This is a genomic window from Fructilactobacillus sp. X8R2C1 (genome assembly GCF_059900955.1).
Genome location: NZ_JBWXVI010000001.1, coordinates 1 through 18,991 on the forward strand (window position 1 = coordinate 1; position 18,991 = coordinate 18,991).

15 protein-coding genes are annotated in these 18,991 nt (G+C 36.5%); 2 read left to right on the forward strand and 13 right to left on the reverse strand.

What is annotated here, in order from left to right; translation table 11 throughout:
* Positions 1 to 284: 284 nt before the first annotated feature.
* From AC6UD6_RS00005 to ykzS, 7 genes are all read right to left on the reverse strand, one after another.
* A complete protein-coding gene (locus AC6UD6_RS00005; protein WP_500695196.1) occupies positions 285 to 2,345 on the reverse strand; it encodes an LTA synthase family protein in 2,061 nt (686 codons plus the stop codon).
* Between the two features lies 1 nt (position 2,346).
* Complete coding sequence (locus AC6UD6_RS00010; protein ID WP_500693602.1) at positions 2,347 to 3,411, reverse strand: lysylphosphatidylglycerol synthase transmembrane domain-containing protein; 1,065 nt, start codon at positions 3,409 to 3,411, stop codon at positions 2,347 to 2,349.
* A gap of 4 nt (positions 3,412 to 3,415) precedes the next feature.
* Positions 3,416 to 4,438, reverse strand: a complete 1,023-nt coding sequence (locus AC6UD6_RS00015; RefSeq protein WP_500695197.1) for a glycosyltransferase family 4 protein — start codon at positions 4,436 to 4,438, stop codon at positions 3,416 to 3,418.
* 12 nt (positions 4,439 to 4,450) lie between these two features.
* The gene (locus AC6UD6_RS00020) at positions 4,451 to 5,635 is read right to left on the reverse strand and encodes a glycosyltransferase family 4 protein (protein WP_500695199.1); all 1,185 of its coding nucleotides are present in this window, start codon (positions 5,633 to 5,635) and stop codon (positions 4,451 to 4,453) included.
* 102 nt (positions 5,636 to 5,737) lie between these two features.
* Positions 5,738 to 7,468, reverse strand: coding sequence for a phosphoenolpyruvate--protein phosphotransferase (gene ptsP, locus AC6UD6_RS00025; RefSeq protein ID WP_500695200.1), 1,731 nt, complete (start codon positions 7,466 to 7,468; stop codon positions 5,738 to 5,740).
* Between the two features lies 1 nt (position 7,469).
* Positions 7,470 to 7,736, reverse strand: coding sequence for a phosphocarrier protein HPr (locus tag AC6UD6_RS00030; RefSeq protein ID WP_500693598.1), 267 nt, complete (start codon positions 7,734 to 7,736; stop codon positions 7,470 to 7,472).
* 113 nt (positions 7,737 to 7,849) lie between these two features.
* Positions 7,850 to 8,044 carry a protein YkzS gene (gene ykzS / locus AC6UD6_RS00035; protein ID WP_500695201.1) on the reverse strand — a complete coding sequence of 65 codons (195 nt, stop codon included), beginning with the start codon at positions 8,042 to 8,044 and terminating at the stop codon, positions 7,850 to 7,852.
* Between the two features lie 163 nt (positions 8,045 to 8,207).
* Here ykzS and AC6UD6_RS00040 point away from each other — a divergent pair, with 163 nt between their 5' ends.
* Both AC6UD6_RS00040 and AC6UD6_RS00045 read left to right on the forward strand, forming a co-directional pair.
* Positions 8,208 to 10,223 carry an ATP-dependent Clp protease ATP-binding subunit gene (locus AC6UD6_RS00040; protein WP_500695202.1) on the forward strand — a complete coding sequence of 672 codons (2,016 nt, stop codon included), beginning with the start codon at positions 8,208 to 8,210 and terminating at the stop codon, positions 10,221 to 10,223.
* A gap of 90 nt (positions 10,224 to 10,313) precedes the next feature.
* Positions 10,314 to 11,177 (forward strand): MucBP domain-containing protein, encoded by an 864-nt coding sequence (locus AC6UD6_RS00045; protein WP_500695203.1) that lies wholly within the window; start codon positions 10,314 to 10,316, stop codon positions 11,175 to 11,177.
* Between the two features lie 30 nt (positions 11,178 to 11,207).
* Here AC6UD6_RS00045 and AC6UD6_RS00050 read toward each other — a convergent pair whose 3' ends face one another.
* The 6 genes from AC6UD6_RS00050 to AC6UD6_RS00075 form a co-directional block, all read right to left on the reverse strand.
* Positions 11,208 to 12,629: a C69 family dipeptidase gene (locus tag AC6UD6_RS00050; protein ID WP_500695204.1), complete on the reverse strand. Its 1,422-nt coding sequence runs from the start codon at positions 12,627 to 12,629 to the stop codon at positions 11,208 to 11,210.
* Between the two features lie 58 nt (positions 12,630 to 12,687).
* Positions 12,688 to 14,265 carry a peptide chain release factor 3 gene (locus tag AC6UD6_RS00055; RefSeq protein ID WP_500695205.1) on the reverse strand — a complete coding sequence of 526 codons (1,578 nt, stop codon included), beginning with the start codon at positions 14,263 to 14,265 and terminating at the stop codon, positions 12,688 to 12,690.
* A 75-nt stretch (positions 14,266 to 14,340) separates the two neighbouring features.
* Positions 14,341 to 16,365 (reverse strand): CDP-glycerol glycerophosphotransferase family protein, encoded by a 2,025-nt coding sequence (locus tag AC6UD6_RS00060; protein ID WP_500695206.1) that lies wholly within the window; start codon positions 16,363 to 16,365, stop codon positions 14,341 to 14,343.
* 9 nt (positions 16,366 to 16,374) lie between these two features.
* Entirely contained in the window at positions 16,375 to 17,250 is an 876-nt protein-coding gene (locus AC6UD6_RS00065; protein WP_500695207.1) for a hypothetical protein, read from the reverse strand.
* A 59-nt stretch (positions 17,251 to 17,309) separates the two neighbouring features.
* Positions 17,310 to 17,720, reverse strand: a complete 411-nt coding sequence (gene tagD, locus AC6UD6_RS00070) for a glycerol-3-phosphate cytidylyltransferase (RefSeq protein WP_500693590.1) — start codon at positions 17,718 to 17,720, stop codon at positions 17,310 to 17,312.
* A 106-nt stretch (positions 17,721 to 17,826) separates the two neighbouring features.
* Positions 17,827 to 18,990, reverse strand: a complete 1,164-nt coding sequence (locus tag AC6UD6_RS00075) for an AI-2E family transporter (protein WP_500695208.1) — start codon at positions 18,988 to 18,990, stop codon at positions 17,827 to 17,829.
* Between the last annotated feature and the right edge of the window lies 1 nt (position 18,991).

Sequence of the window (18,991 nt, forward strand, 5' to 3'; positions counted from 1 at the left end):
TTAATTTTAAGTTCTACAACTTAAAATTACCTTACACTTGTAATCAAAATCTTGTTCAGTTTTCAAAGATCTACTCTGACATAACGTCGTCTCATTGTACCTCAACGCCGCATATAATAATATACCATGTGGTTAATTTATTGTCAATAGAAAAGTTTGACTAATTTTAACCAAATTGTTTTGGCGCACTTAACGACAAGAACTACTATACCAAGGAAACAAAATTACGTCAAGACTTTTTTACAAAAAAAGCACTTAGATCTTTATCTAAATGCTTTTTCTAATTATTTTAGTTCAGGAGCATCAGTATGATACATCGGAACCGTGGATTTGCCACCATTCTGATCAATTAGATCAGTTTTACGTTCTTTGTCAGCCTTATCCAACTGTTCCATTGCATTCTTCGGCTTATAATTATAGTCTTTTCGATCCACAGGCTTAAATCCTTTAGGATGATAGAAACGAAGTAAATCACCATAGATAACTCTATCAGAAAGAGACAAATCACTAGTTACATAGTTCTGAATTCCATCTACTTCCTGTTGTTGTTGCTTATTCGGCTTAATAACTTGACCAGTCTTAGAATCATAGATTGTTCCCCCAACCTTAGTGTATTTAGGAGTTACAAAATCTCCATCCCTAAATGGAACAATTTGATTAGGATTATTCCCCAACAAATCATGTCCAAACTGGATCATATCATCATTCTTAATTCCTAATAAATGAAGCAGCGTTGGTAAGACATCGATTTCTCCACCATAAGTATGATCAACGTGCCCATCCAAATTATCAGCATGGATCATAAATGGCACCTTCTGAAAGTTAGCCAAATCATAGTTATTAACCGACTTTTTACCTAACATCTTAGCAATTGCAGGACGATGATTATTAGAAATCCCATAATGGTCACCGTATAAAACAATGACACTATTCTTCATTAATCCCGTTGCTTTTAGATATGCTTCAAACTCACCAAAAGATTGATCTAAATAATGAGCCGTTTGGACATAAGGATCAACGGTACTATCCCCCGTTTTAAGAGCAGGAAAAGAAACATTTTGTTTATCTAATTCATAAGGATAATGATTAGTCAAAGTGATAATTTTGGCATAAAACGGCTGTGGTAGCTTTTCAAGATAAGGAACTGAATCTTTAAACATAATCTTATCTTTCATTCCATATCCAACATTATACGAAGGTTTCTTCTTATAGTAGTTGCTATCGAAGAAATACTGATATCCCCAAGACTTATAAGTATTATCTCTATTCCAAAAGCTCGGAACATCTCCATGAAAGACAGCCGTCGAATAACCCTTTTGGTCTAAAATTGCTGGAGCCGCCTGGAAAGTATTCTGCGAACCATAAGTAACCATCGCAGATCCCTGGGGCAATCCATACAATGAATTTTCAAGCATCATTTCAGCATCTGAAGTCTTACCTTGAGCAACTTGATGGTAAAAGTTATCAAACGAAATAGTATGCTTATCACTATAAAACTTATTAATATTCGGAGTAACTTCCTGTCCATCAACTTTATAGTTGATTAAGAACTGTTGAAAACTCTCCAAATGAATAATAAAAACGTTTTTACCCTTTTCTTTCCCAAAATATTTAACGCTTGGATACGTCTGATGTTGATTAATAAATTTCTTGACACTATTCAAATCTGAAGCTTTCGCCTTTGCTCGCGTAGAACTCTCTTGGTGAGTTTGATATGCATTAAAAGCAGCGTATTCATTTAAGCCTAAATACTTAACGATATAATTATTATCAAACGTCCGAGTTAAAAGACCACTCCGATCCGAATTAGCAAGAGAATATTCTACCCCCATAAGCAAAATCGAAAGTAAAGTAATTCCAATGGCATAGCGATACTTAAAGGGACGGTAATCAATTTTAATAATCCTGAAGACTAATAGTAAGATTAAAACCACAACATCCAAATAAATCAAAAAATCCGTTGGATGAAGAATTTCCATCATACTCTTGCCCAAATTATTTTGGACGTCTCCGGTTCCTTTAATAATACCAATTGACAAGAAGTCAGAGAATTCTCGATAATATAAAACATTAGCAAACATCCAAGTCGACTGTAGAAAATCAATTATCAGCATCAGCCAATAAGAAAGCTTGCCGCGAAAGTATAAAGCAATCCCAAACAAGAGCAGTCCTGATGGAATTGGATTAACAATCATCAAAAAGGTTTGCATGCCACCCTTAACACCCAAACTAAAGTCGACGTTATAAACAACCAAAGTAGTTATCCAATATAAAACGACTACCAGCACGAAGAAACCGATAGTAGTATTAAAAAAATTACGAATGCTTTTTAATATTCGAGACATTCTAGTTTCCTCCAAAACTCTTATGACTTTCGCTTTTAAGTATTTTCCTATTCTTTTGTGCCTTTTTACTTGGCTTCATCACGAGGGCAAAGGCTCCCAAAATCAAACCTAAGTAATACGTAAGAATCCGCCACAGGATCATCGCAAGTACTAGCTTACTTCCATTAGTAATATAACTTCTAAAAATCATCTCAAAGCTATACTCAGCTCCACCTGCTCCTCCAGGAATGGGAAAAATCGAGATAATCATCACAATCAAAATGTGGAGACTGGTTACCATTACCACATTAGCATTGGTATAACCTAACGAAAGCATAATAAAGTAGGGAATTAAGTAATAAAAAAGCAATTGAAAAAAAGTGATTATGAATATTTTAGCCATCAACTTCCCTTGGTGACCAATTCTCACACTCTCTTTATAAAAGTTATCAATCTTCTTATTTAATGTATTTACTAACTTATAAAATGTAGCATCTTTTACAAACCATTTCACTGGTTTGATACAAATATTAACAAATTTTTTAGTAAATGAATGCCAATACATGATCATAAGTAGTGAGACGATCACAAACATGTGAATGCCAAATCCGAACACAACAAACCATGCCAGAGCGTGCATTTTATCAATAACGTAGTTAAAACCGATTATTAACGCAATAAAAAAATTAATTACTATCATGGCTTGGTAAACAACAAACTTCATAAGTAGTGCAGAACTAGCCCGACCACCATCAACTCCCGATTGAATTAAAACAAATAGTTGAGCCGGCTGACCACCAGATGAAAACGGAGTGATCCCATTAAAAAGTTGCTCCACTAAGGGTACCCGGATTGCATCCCGAAAAGTAAAATTAGGATCACTATTTCGAACTAACATGTAAGTAATCACGGATTCAAGAGCAAAATAAAGCAAAATGCACCCTAAAGCAACTAATAACCACCATGGATTAATCTCAACAATATCTCTTATAAGAACGCTAAACTTAATGTCTCTAGCTGCATACCATGAAATAAGTAATCCAAGGGCAATCATGATAAGTAGTGAGACTTTATTTCTCCTGGACATTCAATTACCCCTTTTTCGCCTGGTCAAAATAAAAATCATGCCAAATCTTGGCTAGATGATCCTCGGAATAATAATCAGATGCTTTAAGTGATTTTTCAGCATATGCTTTCAGAAGCTTAGGATCATTTAACAACATCTTAAGTTTTTTATCCATTTCAGCCTCATTATTTGCTGAAATGTAATACCCGTCAATAATTTTTTTATAAAGGGATAAATCCCGCAACATAACAGGAATCCCACACGAGAATGCCTCTAAAACAGACATCGGGAATAACTCATTATACGACGGTAAAAGAAATAAATCAGCCATATTATAATAATTTACTAATTCTTTACGATCAACGATTCCGGGAAAACTCAGATTTTGAGGTGGATTATCAACCAATTCTTTCAACTCAGAATATCCAGCTGTCATTTTTCCAAATGAAAATCCTCCTGCCCAAACAAATTGAACGTTTGGATTTTGCATTGCTAATTTACCAAAATCAAGAACGCCCTTTCTGGTCTGAACTTGACCGGTCCCGAGCACCGTAAACCGTTTTGTTTGATAACCATAACTACTTCTAAGAGCTTCTTTCCGGCTCTTTGAAACCGGATAAAACTCTTTTTTACTTACAAAATTTGGAATATATGTAATTTTCTTTTTATCAATCCCATATTTTTCAAGTTTAGGTATAAAAGTTGGATTTACAACGACAATATGATCCATCCGTTTATAAAAGGCAATTACATACTTATAAAAAATTTGTCGAAATGGAATAGGAATTTTTAAACTCCCCTCAAGCGTTTCCGGCAAAAAATGAACGTATCCAATCTTTCGTCCCATTTTTTTTGAAAATGTAGACAAATAAAACGTTGGATTAATGGTGTGATAATGACTAATGTTCGCTTGATTAAATTTATTAATCTCAATGTCAAACTCGTTTGGAAAATGTTTCTTTAACATCTTAATTAACTCAATGTATGCACTACCAACTCCTTGACCTTTTACTTTGTCAGCAGTTGAAAACATATCGATCTTTAACATCAACAAAACTCCTCAGTCAGATGTGTTAGTTTGCTTAGCTTTAGTTTGATCAAACTCTTTGATTGTATCATCATAAAAGCTCAACATCTGATCCACAAAATACTCAGCTGAAATTTCGTGTAATTTCTCTTCACGGACATTTTTGGAATCGGGGTATTCACCTCGGTGTTGCAAATAATCCACCGTTTCAGAAACAAACCTTTCTTCTGACTCAAACGTCATTCCAATTGATTTATCATCAATTAAGTCATCGGTGTACGGACTTCTTGCAACGACAACTTTGGTGCCAGCAGCAACTGCTTCAATGTACGTTAACCCCTGAGACTCAGAATTAGACGTAGAAACAAAAACATCTGCCATTCGATAATAATCATTGACATGATTATTATTAATTTCTCCGGTGAAAATAACATGGTCGTTAAGTTTCATGTCAGACACTTGCTTCATTAAATCATCTTCGGCAGGTCCTTCACCCACAATTACAAGCATAGCATTTGGAACTTGATCCAAAATTTTAGGTAGTGCATCGATCATTTCGGAGATGTTTTTTTCATACGCAACTCGACTAACGGAAACCATCAATGGGGTCTCATCACTAATGCCTAATTTTTTTCTAATATCAACATGGTCATTTTCTTCATAATGCTTAACGTCAATCCCAGTTGGAATAATTCGAATGGGACTCTTAACCCCATAATCAGTAAGCTTGTCCAAGACACGCTTACTTGGTGCCACCACACCGTCCATGTGATGGCAAAAAGCTAACATCATTTCTTTTACGTGCACTGGTTTTAATAATTTGCCGTTAGCAACATAGTGCAAATAATCTTCATACATTGTGTGATAAGTGTGAATACAAGGAATATTCAAATTTTTAGCAACGAACTTTCCGATAATTCCAAGTGAAAATTCAGTTTGGGTATGAACAATATCTAATTTTAATTGCTTAGCAATTTGATAAGCCTGAAATATTCCTCTGACGGCGATTCTTCTTTCGGTAAAAGAAATAAAGGGAACACTTGAAAAACGGTAAATGTCTTTTTCATCGTCATCATTTTTTTCAACGTTAGGATCAGTTGTAGTAAAAATATAGACATGATTTCCACGCCTTTCTAACTCATCTTTTAACGTTTTGATTGACGTAGCAACTCCGCTAACTTGTGGAAAGTAAGTATCTGTAAACAAACCAATATTCACGTTGTTTTCCCCTCTCTCTTTAACGTTAAACAAATGTAATTATATGGGTTTCCCGCATGGTTTGCAACTTTGTGCCTAACTACTCAAACCTAAGTAAACCATCTACTCTGGCATCTTAGAGATAAAGTCATCAATCATCTTATTAACGTCACCAGTGGTATCTGCATTTCTAACGACACTATCAGCTAACTTACTTGCTGATTTCGAATTAATTTTACTAATATATGCTTTAGTTTTTAAAATTTGAGTTGGAGTGGCTGATAATTCATCCACTCCTAACCCAATCAAAAAAGGAATCACCTGTGGATCACACGCAACCTCACCACAAACACCCACGGTCTTAGAAGCGTTATGAACGATCCTAACGACCCTTTCAATTAAACGAAGCACGGCTGGATCACAAGCTTGGTACAAATAGGAGACACGCTCATTTAAACGATCAACAGCAACCGTGTACTGAACTAGATCATTAGTGCCAATACTTACAAAATCTACTCTTGAAATGATCTTATCAATCATAATTGCTGCCGCTGGAACTTCAATCATCGTTCCTAATTGAACATCTCCAAGTTTAACTCCTCTATCAATCAAATTCTGGCGTTCTTCAGTGTAAATCGAAAGAACCTGATCCAGCTCTGAGACCGTTGATATCATAGGAAACATGATCCGAATTGGTCCATAAGCTGAAGATCTAAGGAGTGCCCTGATTTGAGTGCGAAAAACCTTGCTTTCACCTAAACTATAACGAATGGCACGATAGCCAAGAAAGGGATTCGTCTCATTATGGGAAATATTAGGCAAATAATTAACTAGTTTATCTCCACCAACATCCATTGTTCTAAAAGTTAACTGCTTTCCTTTTACTTTTGAAACAATGTTTTTGTACATCAAAAATTGTTCGTCTTCGCTCGGGAGATGGTCAGAATCCATGTAAATGTATTCGGTACGAAATAATCCAATTGAATCAGCCACAACTTCTAAAGCATTATCAACTTCATTTTCGTTACTAACATTAGCCCCCAATAGCAGAGGGTGCTCATCTAATGTCTTGGTCGATTGGCCCTTGAACTTTTCCCATGACCTTTTTTGTTTTCTAAATTTTTCAAGCTTTGTCTGGAATTTCTCGATTTCATCTGAATTGGGACTTTCAATAACGTTTCCACTACTTCCGTCAACAATCAATTGTTCATCATTTTTTAAATGATTTAGGCTGTCCTGCAACCCTAGTACAGCTGGAACGTCCATACTTCTAGATATAATGGCTGCATGAGAATTCTTGGTTCCAACAGCTGTAACAATCCCTTTAATATTTTTCTTTTGAACTTGTGCAATCTGAGTTGGAGAAATGGAATTAGCAACAATAATAACTGGCTGGTTAATAAGTGATAGATCGGGAGTATCGACGCCAAGTAGACGTCCCAAAAGCTGGTCTCTGATATCTTCAATATCATGAACCCGTTCCCTTAAATACGGATCATTCATATTCAAAAAAATAGCTGCATATTGATTGAATACACGATTCAATGCAAATGCAGCATTCTTTTTTTCTTCTGTTATGACTCTTTTAACCTCATTAATCAACTCTGGATCAGATAAAACTTCTAAATAAAAATCTAAAATATCAAGATATTTTTTAGCCATTTCAACTCTATTACTTTGTTTGATTTTTATAATAGTAGTTTTGGTATCTTGAAACGTTTTTTTAAGGCGTGCTTTTTCTTCGTCTATACCCAAAAAGGCTTCTTTATTAAAAGTTAAATCTGGTTTAGTTAAACAATAAGCTTTTCCAAATGCGATCCCATCACTAACACCAATACCCTTAAAGGTAGTCATATTAGTCGATCAATCCTTCATCTTTCATGGTTTTAGCAATTGCATCAAGGGCTTCTTTAGCATCGTCACCATCGGCTGAAATAGTAATATCAGCACCTTGGCCAACTCCTAATGACATAACACCCATGATTGATTTTAAGTTTACAGATTTATCACCATATTCAAGACTAATATTTGAATCAAATTTGCTAGCGGTCTGAACTAACAAAGTTGCTGGACGAGCATGAATGCCAGTTTCTGCCGTGATTTTGAATTGACGTTTCTCCATAATGAACGCACTCCTTTAATCGTTTATTTAACTCTATTTACAGTTTAAGAATATCAATTTATCATCTAAAAAACAAGTAATTATCATAAATCGCTTACATAATTGTTATGACGCTAATTTTCAGACGAATAATGATAGGTTAAAATGCCCTTTTCGCTGGCTTTCCCTACGATTCTTTTCCGTGTTGGAAAGCTCATAAAAGCCTGCTGAAATTTCGGAAAATCCTTTGGTTCAACCGTCAAATCTTTGATTTTTCCATCCTTTAATTGGTTTAAGAGTCCGGTAAAGTCATTTTCGTTTTTATCCATAATTATTGCCTCCTAATCGGTTTCAATGTTACCACATTAAAATAATTTCTAGATCAGTCAAAATACTTGATTGAATGTTATTAGTGCGTATAATATTCATGAATGGTCAATAAAGGTCAGACTTTCGTCTGACAATTTAGTTAAGCAAAAGGAGGCTTAAACTATGGAAGGACAAGGCTCATACGGATTTGGTAGTCTAGATGACTTTCTTCGTGCCATGCAAAATGGCCAAGTCAATGATTATCAAGTTCCACCACAAAGTGGACGCGGCAACGGCCGAAATGGTTCAAAATCAATTCTTTCAACTTACGGAACTGATTTAACTAAAAAAGCTAAAGCCGGAAAACTTGACCCAGTAATCGGTCGTGATAAAGAAACGGCTCGAGCAATCGAAGTTTTAAATCGTAGAGGCAAGAATAACCCGGTCTTGATTGGTGAAGCCGGAGTTGGAAAAACAGCAATTGTTGAGGGCCTCGCTCAAAAAATTGCTGATGGTACTGTTCCAGAAAAACTTCAAAACAAACAGGTAATTCAATTAGACATGGTTTCAATGGTTCAAGGCACAGGTATTCGTGGTCAATTTGAAAAACGAATGCAACAATTAATTAAAGAGGTTCAGTCAAACCGTAACATCATCTTATTCATTGATGAAATTCATGAAATCATGGGGGCAGGTAATGCTGAAGGTGGCATGGACGCAGGTAACGTCTTAAAACCCGCTCTTGCTCGTGGGGACTTTCAATTAATTGGAGCAACCACTCTAAAAGAATACCGTGACATTGAAAAAGACTCTGCTCTTTCAAGACGACTTCAACCAATCATGGTCAAAGAACCAACGGTTGATCAGTCCATCAAGATTCTAAAGGGTCTACAAAATCGTTATGAAAACTATCATCTAGTCAAGTATACCGATCAAGCAGTGAAAGCGGCAGCTACCCTTTCCGATCGTTATATCAGTGATCGTTACCTTCCGGACAAGGCAATTGATTTACTTGATGAAACTGGTTCCAGAAAGAATTTAACTTTAAACATTGTTGATCCAAAAACAATTGACAAAGAGATTGACAGTGCTGAAAACGAAAAGAAGACGGCTTTAGATAAAGAAGACTACGAACAGGCCGCTTACTACCGTGATAAGATCAAACGACTTCATCAAAATAAGGATAAGGGTGCTACAAGTGAGAAACACAACACCGTTACCGAAAAGGATATGCAACAAGTTGTTGAAGAAATGACCAATATCCCAGTTGGAGAACTACAAACCAAAGAACAACAACAATTAAAGGACTTAGCTCCAAATTTAAAGCAACATGTGATCGGACAGGACAAGGCTGTTGATTCAGTTGCTAAAGCCATTAAACGAAATCGAATTGGTTTTAATGGTAGCGGTCGTCCGATTGGTTCATTCCTATTCGTTGGATCCACTGGGATTGGTAAGACTGAGATGGCTAAACAACTTGCCAAAGAATTATTTGGATCCGAAGATTCAATGATTCGATTTGACATGTCAGAGTATCGTGAACCACAATCAGTTGCTAAATTGATTGGTTCACCGCCTGGCTACGTTGGATACGATGAAGCTGGCCAATTAACCGAAAAAGTCCGTCGTAATCCGTATAGCTTGATTCTGTTAGATGAAGTTGAAAAAGCTCATCCAGACGTTCTTCACACATTCTTACAAATCTTAGATGACGGTCGTTTGACTGACTCACAAGGTCGAACGGTTTCCTTTAAGGACACTGTCATCATTATGACTAGTAACGCCGGAAGCGATGCCGAAGCAAGCGTTGGGTTTACACCAGAAGCAACTGGTAAAACTCATTCTGTGATGGATAAATTAGGACTTTATTTCAAACCTGAATTTCTCAATCGTTTTGATGACATCGTTGAATTCAACCAGCTTTCTAAGAATAACTTAAATCAAATTGTCGATCTGATGATTAAAGATATGAATAACATGTTAGCGTCAAGAAACGTTCACATTGATGTTTCCAAATCGGCCAAAGCAAAAATTGTCGAACTCGGTTACAATCCGTCAATGGGTGCCCGTCCGCTTCGACGAGTAATTCAAGAACAGTTAGAAGACCAAACGGCCGACTACTTCTTGAATCATCCAGAAACTAACAATCTTGTTGCTGATACAGACAAGAACAACAATATCGTTATTAGTACTAAGTAGTGAAAGAGACTTAGATTAGAATTCTAATCTAGGTCTTTTTTTATTTCCAGAAATGGTAAAATCAATATAAACCATCTTTGGAGGAAAATTATGTTTAATTGGATGAAAAAAATCTTTTCAAAAAATAATCATAACTACAAGCATTCAAAACATCGGATGAAAAGACCAATCAGACAAAACAACGTTAAAAAGACGACAACCTCCATAGATCCATCCGAAATTTCTTTAAACAAGCCAAAATCAATTCATACCACCACTCCATTACCTGCCGAAAATCATCAATCAACTCCTAAAAAAGAGGTTATCAGAACCCCAAGTACAGTTTTTATGGAATTTGTCGATCAAAACGGGAATCAATTAAAATCAACTGAAATCATTAGTGGTTCAGTTGGCGATCCAATTAATTTCATCGTTCCCAAAATAAAAAACTACATATTAGTTAGTGTTGATGGAATGACTAAAAAAATGCAAGCAAAAAAACAACTAATCAAGTTTCATTACATCCCTAAGTTAGGCCAACCAGTTAGCGTTTACTGCTTTGATTTTGATTCATTTCGCTTGCTTCTCCCTCCCAAAATCGTGAATGGTCCATTAAACCAGCAGTTTACACTAAAGGCTCCTGTGATTCCTAACTACCAGCTTCACCTGTCGGTTGGTGACTTAAACGGTCAATTCACAAATAAAACCAAAAATATCATCTTATATTACCGACGTTCTAACTGGAAAGTGGTTCAGTCAGTCAATTATTTAGTCAAAATGAAAATTCCCACTTCCGTTTATGATTCACCGGTGCGAAAGCAAAGATACGATCAAATTTTACCAGCTGGATCAACTTGGCGTGTCTTTACAGAAATTCGAACTAATCAAGATGATTGGTTAAATCTTGGCGGATCACAATGGATCAAAAAGCGATCCACGATTCGTACCCATAACAATGACAAACGTCTAACCTAAAAAAATCCCACTCTTATTGAGTGGGATTTTTTACAAATTTTTATCCATGTTATACGTCAATTTAGAGAGTGTAAGACCCTTTTCCATCAATTCATGCATAAATTGATAGGTTCGACTCCTCATTTCTTTGACCAATTGCTGATTCTGATCTTTCAAAAATTCAGATGCGTCCTGATCATTCATATTAGCAGCTTGACCCATCGTATCTGATATATGCCCTAAAAATAACTCGTTAGCATGTTTCTTAAAATCACGATCCTGTTGAATAAAATTACTGTAATGAGATTCAACGATCATCGATAGTTTACGATACATCCAGTATGCGCTCTTATCATCCATCGTTAGAGGGGTAACCTCATAACTTGGATCAGTCTCGTCAACGTTCGCAAAAAAAGGAACATATGGACTAAAGGCGGGAATTCCAAAATTTAGCCACATAATTGCCGAACATTTATCACTTACATCATTTCTAATTTGCAGAACATGTGAATTTTGGGTTCGATTCATTGAAATTGGTCTAAACTGAGTATTCGATTCTTCTGGATCCTTAGCTAATGGATCATATTTGGTTTCGTTATAATGAGAACTCAAAATAAACTCAACATCACTAACTTCAATTTTACGGCTTGCTTTTCTAATAAACGGGAGGTCATTTGAGGTTGGCTCCTGCTCAATCTCGGGATTCAGCACCTTTTGACCATACCAAACCCGAGGTGTGTTGTAATGGTGATCAAATTCATTATGAGTTCCAAAGATGTGTCTAAAATTAAATCCCTCTTTATCAGGATTTAACTGGTACTTTTCAACAAACTCTTGTAACCCATCGGAATACATAAAATTTTCTGGATCATCAAAGTCAACCTGTTGAATCGCAACCTCATTTGCTACGACCGCATAACAATCGTCAGGAATTTGCTGTGCGACCCAGTGGTGACCAGTAACGATCTCCATGTACCAGACTTCGTTATTGTCACTAAAAAGGACCCCATTTCCCTCTGGTGAACCATACTTTTTGATTAAATTTCCCAGATAAGTAACTCCATCCCTTGCAGAATTAATGTAAGGGAGAACCATCGATTGTAAAGAATCTTCAGCCAGGCCGTGCTGAACAAGCGGATCATGAGCTAAAGCATGCTCGTTTCCATAAACACTTTCAGTGGCACTCATTGCAACATTCTTTTCATTAAATCCACTTTCAGCATAAACGCCTTCTTTTTTAACGTCAGCGTTCGGTGTCATCAAAATTCGGTAACCCGACTTTGGCATTGGGGCAGTAAAGCCGTTTTGGTTGGATTTCCAAACTTTGTCCTCGTTATGATATGCAGGTTGAACATAAAAACGTTGAGGAGTTAATGGTAAAAAGGTATCATCATTTCTAGAAATCATCGTTGACCCATCAACACTAGCGTCTTTACCAACCATCACACTGGTACAAGCACTTAACTTTTTCATAATTCATATCCACCTTTCACAAAAACTAGTTTATATCGAATATTACGTCAATTCAATCCTAAAGCTTGGCAGTTAACTTGACATCAGGATATTTATCTTTAAACCAGCGTTCTGCAAACTCATTTTCAAAAAGGAATAACGGATCCCCCTTTTGATCCCGTACTAAAATATTTCTAGACGAAGACATCTTTTCGTCCAGCTGGTCAGGGTCAATCCACCGGGCAATTTTATGCCCCATTGGTTCCATCACAACATCTGAGTTATATTCATTTTTCATTCGAAACTGAAATACTTCAAACTGAAGCTGACCAACTGCTCCCAAGATATACTGTCCCGTACTGTAATTAGTGTAGAGCTGAATGGCTCCCTCTTGTACTAATTGTTGAATGCCCTTATGAAACGACTTCTGCTTCATAACGTTTTTGACTGAAACTCTCATAAATAGTTCTGGAGTGAACTGTGGCAGCTTTTCAAACGCAATCGGTTTTTTGCCGGTATAAATGGTGTCGCCAATCTGAAAATTACCAGTATCATAAAGACCAATAATATCTCCAGCAACCGCTGTTTGAACGTTTTCACGCGTATTAGCCATAAATTCAGTAACGTTTGATAAACGGATCGGCTTCTGGGTACGATCAAGGGTAACATCCATGCCCTTTTGAAATTCACCAGAGCAAATTCGTACAAAGGCAATTCGATCACGATGACGTGGATTCATATTAGCCTGAATCTTAAACACGAATCCAGAAAATTCTGGTGCCGTTGGTTCAATTTCATTTCCTTGAAGAGTTTTGTGAGGACCTGGAGCTGGTGAGAGCTTCAAATAAGCGTCTAAAAAAGTTTTAACCCCAAAGTTAACCAACGCTGAGCCAAAGAAGACTGGTGTTTGATCACCCTTGGCAATTTTTTCTCTGCTAAATTGATTCCCAGCTTCAGAGATTAAATCCATTTCACTTCTAGCATCTTGATAAATGCTATCGTCTGCTAGTGAGTTATCTCCAATAAGATTGCCATCATCATCTAGTTTAATAAAGTTCTGACCATCCGTTTCTGGTTTATAAAGTTCAACTCGATGATCATAACGGTCGTACAGCCCCTTTAAAATTCGACCAGAGCCAATGGGCCAGTTCATCGGATAAGCCTCAATTCCCAGTACATCTTCCAATTGATCAATTAATTCCATGGGATCCTTGCTATCACGATCAAGCTTATTCATGAAAGTAAAAATTGGAATTCCACGCATTTTACAAATTTTAAATAACTTTTTAGTTTGCGGTTCAATTCCCTTAGCGGCGTCAATCACCATCACGGCAGAATCCACTGCCATAAGAGTTCGGTATGTGTCTTCTGAAAAATCTTCATGTCCCGGTGTATCAAGAATGTTAATCCTTTTTCCCTGATAATCGAACTGCATAACCGAACTAGTAACTGAAATTCCACGCTTCTGTTCAATTTCCATCCAATCTGACTTAGCAAAATTTCCACTTTTTTTAGCCTTAACGGTTCCAGCTTCCCGAACAATCCCACCAAAGAGGAGTAGCTGTTCGGTGATAGTGGTTTTCCCAGCATCAGGATGGGAAATAATGGCAAACGTTCTTCGTTTATCGACTTCTTTTTCTAGGTCTGCTTTTTTCATCTTTACTTCCTTTCTGTTATAGATTAATTGTATACCATCAAACAAACAAAAAATCCGGAAAACTCCGGATTATTTTTAACGAATTTGTTGCATCACATAATCAATCGTCTTAATCGAACTAAGTCCATCGTTAATCCGACAGAAGCGATTGTAAAATTGCATAAATTTAGGATCGTTTTCAACGTTTTCGTCTTTTAAATCAGTTGAGATTCCCTTCATTAACTCATCAGAATCATAGACGATCCTTCCAGGCAAATCTCGTTCATAATTCAAGTAAAAGCCACGCAACTCATCCTTATACACGTGATAGTCATAAGGATAGAACAAAATTGGCCGTTTAAGGTAGGCGTAGTCAAAAAAGACTGAGGAATAGTCGGTTACCAGCAAATCTGAAATTAAATATAAATCAGAAATGTTGGAATAGTTCGATAGGTCATAGACGAACCCTTTGTAATCAGAGACGTCTAATGCATTCGAAATCAAGTAGTGCATCCGTAGAATTAGGACAGTATCACTTCCAAAGTGTTGCTTGAACTCTTCCAAACTAAACGGTAGCTTAAAAGTATATTTCCCCTTGCTCTCAAACTGATTATCTCGGTAAGTAGGAGCATATAGGACAACTTTCTTGTCCCGTGGGATTCCCAATCGATCCTTAATCTTATTAATCTCAGTAGGATTATTCCCGTTAATCAATTCATCATTTCTTGGATATCCCACCTTTAAAATCTTGTTTTCATACCCGAAGGCACTTCTAAAGACCTTGGTTGAAAAATCATTTGGTGAAATCAATGCATCCCAACGATTAGCTTCTTTAACAAAGTTATCATGGTACTTATTGGTTGTCGTACCAGGCATTGAAACTCGTTCAATATCTAACCCTAACTTCTTTAATGGTGTGCCATGCCAAGTTTGAACATACGTTACATAGTCTGGTTTAACGACCCAGGCAGGAAATCTAGCATTGCTAATCCATACCTTAGCCTTTCCCATGGTACGAACCCAACGTCCCGTATTTTTAATTACATAGTTAATGTTATGGTCTTTACAAAATTGCTTTTGTGACTTTTGAATGGACCACACAAAGTTAATCTTAGGATGTAATTTTTTAAACACCTGATAGATAGCATAAGGACTATCACTCACCTGACGTCCACCAAAGCTCTCAAACACGATCGTCGTAGTAGCAAATGGTGTATGCCCCCGTTTAAACAACTTTCGTAAGCGCAAACGATTAACTTTACTTAATAAGATTTTAAACGATTTCCACAAATGCTTAGCTTTTCCGTAAAACTTAGTAAGTCTTTTTGTAGGAGACGGCCGTCTTCTTTTAATAACACGAAGTTGACCTTGCTTTCCCTCTTTTAATACTAATTCACGATTATCACCTAAGTGAGAAACGGTTTTAAACGATGAAAGCGAAACATCCATCACCAATCTTTGCTGAAAATGCTTACCATGATAGTCATACCTGATATACAAACGATATGTATCTTCATCCTTTAGCTCTTTAAGCGGAATGGTAATCGCAAAAATCCCTTGAAAAGGTGAATCGGTAATCGGATAAAGTCGTTTGCTTTGATCACTTGCTTGTTTAATTACAATTGCCATCTGATCAAGTTTTTTACCGTCAATGTGGTTAAACCCCGTTAATCGTAAATTACCGCCACCAAGCAAATTAACCGAGTTCATCACAAATTGCTTTTTAGATCGGTTCGTTCTGACATAAAAGACCGCCATGCCAGAAGGGTCAATCTCATATTGATAATAAGCATTTAACCCAATCCGCCGAACGGCATTCACGTATTCACTTTCAACTTGAATAAGGGTTCGATGGTCACTATTACCACACGAATAATAGAGTTGCCATTCAAATTCATCCTGTCCCACGGAGTCAAAGTGAAATTTATTTGGATCAATTATAATTGCTGCCTCATTGCCACTTACATCCCCTTTAAGAACAGGGACGGTGATTGAGGCTAAGCTTTCTTTTTCAATCAAAGTAACAGTTGCATCTTCATCAGCGTAACTAGGATTAATTAACTCAAATTCAGTTTTCAACTTTGTTTGTTTTGGTATAACGTTAGAAAGTATTGCTCGCATTATTTCTCCTTAATAGTTGAAAATCACGTTTTGACCAAGATATTTAGAAAAGTTAACCATATCATCCAAATCGATAAAAATGGTAGTCTCCTTACTTTCAGCATACTTATTAACTAAAGCAACGTTAAATGCTGAAATATCACTATAACGGCTTGCATTGCCATAGTCTGAAATGACATATGATCGAGCATCTGAACCTTTAGACAAATACTTCAAATTACCAAGATTAACATCATAATCGATTAAATCACTAGTTGGTCTAGCAATCTTTAAACTTGTTTCTGGAGGTGAAACAACCGAGGTTTTACTAAGATAAAAAATCTGAGCTGCTCCACCGTTACTTTGATCCACCCGACATGCCACGTCACCACGTTGATTTAAAAATTTAATTACTTGATGTTCATCATTAATCCGTTTGAAAACGGCAGTAGCCTTATCATGATTGTCATAATAAATCGTTTTGCTAACGTTATCTCCGTCATAAAAGATCACTTTGAATAAACCTGACCCAGCCAAAATTTCCTTTCGTTCAGCTCGAACCACCCCATTATGGTCACTGTAGACTTGAACGGATTGACCCTTAACCACTCTGTCGTGAACGTCAAATTGGGTTAAATCGTTATTTAAATCATGATTTTGATCAAAAATCCCACGTTGTTTACTAAAAACGTCAAACAATTGGATGATTTCTAATTGCACTTGCTGATGAAAAGAATCAGATAATTTTCTAATTAAAGTGGCCACATACTGTGATTGATCGTAGTTTAAAATGGAAATTACAACTTTAATTGAATTCCCGTCATCGATCATTCTTTCCAATCGTTCTTTAAATCGGGGCTTTTCAGCTCCATGAACTGAAGTTACCAAAAAAAGTGCTTGTTTCATTTTGCTCCCCTTAAACTAAAACATTCTAAGAAATAAAACGAAGAATCCTGGGACTTAAACTAATCTTTCCAATCCTTTTGGCTCGTGACGCCTAAATCAGACTTGATCTTAGACGTTGAAATTCCTTGGGTTCGCGGCAAATAAATCACTTTACAATACTCTTTAAGAAAGTCAAACTTACCCTTCCAATCGTCACCCATCACAAAGATATCAATCTTATGATCTTTAATATCTTGAATCTTCTGGTTCCATCCCTTTTCAGGAATTACTTCGTCAACGTAGCGGATAGCGTCTAAAATGTACTTACGATCCTCATAAGAATTATAAGCACGTTTCCCCTTTACGGCATTAAACTCATCCGTCGAAAGACCTACCGTCAATGAATCACCTAATTCACGAGCACGTTTTAATAAACGCACATGACCCTTGTGAAGCAGATCAAATGTGCCATACGTAATTACTTTCGTCATAATATCTCCTGTCAGAAGACCATAATTAATACTCCTATTTATCAACAACTAAATGTTAGCATATCTTCCATTATCGTCAATAAAATTCACGATCCATAACTAAAGTTTAATTTGGCTCATTTTCAGATGAATTAGTTTTTGCTGAATTAGTGGAGTTCGAATCGTCATGTTGAACTAACCAAATATTGTAACAATATTCAATCACAACCTTCGCAATCGCATAAACTGGAATGGCTAGAATCATCCCAAACAACCCAGCAATGTGACCAGCTGCAAGTAAAATGATAATAATAGTTAGTGGATGAATCTTTAACGATTTCCCAATCACATTCGGGTACACCAAGTTTCCATCAATTTGTTGAACAATAATGACTACCACAATTACCCAGATAACTTGCATAATATTATCTGAAAAAGCAACAAAAAGTGATGGAATAATTCCAATGTAGGGACCAACGTACGGGATGATATTACATAATCCGGCAAAGACCCCGAGCAAAAGAGCATACTTTTGTCCGATCAGAAAGTATCCTAAAGTGGTAAACGTTCCAACAAACAGACACTCAATGACTTGGCCACCGATGTAACGTGAGAGGGTATGATTCATTTTTTTAAGTAGCGTTACCGTTTGTTTCCTGTGGTGTTTGGAAAGTCCGGGAGTTAACTTTTCAATGCTTGGAAGTAGTTTGTTTCCATCCTTTAACATGTAAAACAGAATGACAGGAACTGTAATTGCCGTGATAACCACGTTCGTTGCCATCGAAATAATCGTTCCCGCACTATTCGTCAAATTGGCCAGAACTGTTTTCAAATACGATGAATATGAGGACTGAATCTTGTTAACAATGGGACGCCAGTCCACTTTTTTTAAAAATCCATAACGCGTGATTTTAGTTAGTAATTCCTGCCCTTGTTTAGCAAATTCAGGCGCTGCCCCTACCATGTTAGCCACCTGAGTAATCAACCGTGGTACAAATGAAAACGCCATGTAAACAATAACCCCAATCACAATCAAAAATACGATGGCGGTGGCCCAGGTACGATTAATGTGTTTTGTTTTTGTGATTTTTATTTTCATTAGAAGGTTAACGATCGGATTCAACATGTAATACAAGAATCCCGCTAACAAGAGTGGAACGAAGATCGTTGACACAAAAATTACAATCGGCGAAAAAACAAAACTAATTTTGGAACATAAATAAACGATTCCAACTGCAATCAGAATCTCAACCGTCCAAAAAAATAAAGCCGAATTTTTAAATCTATTCATT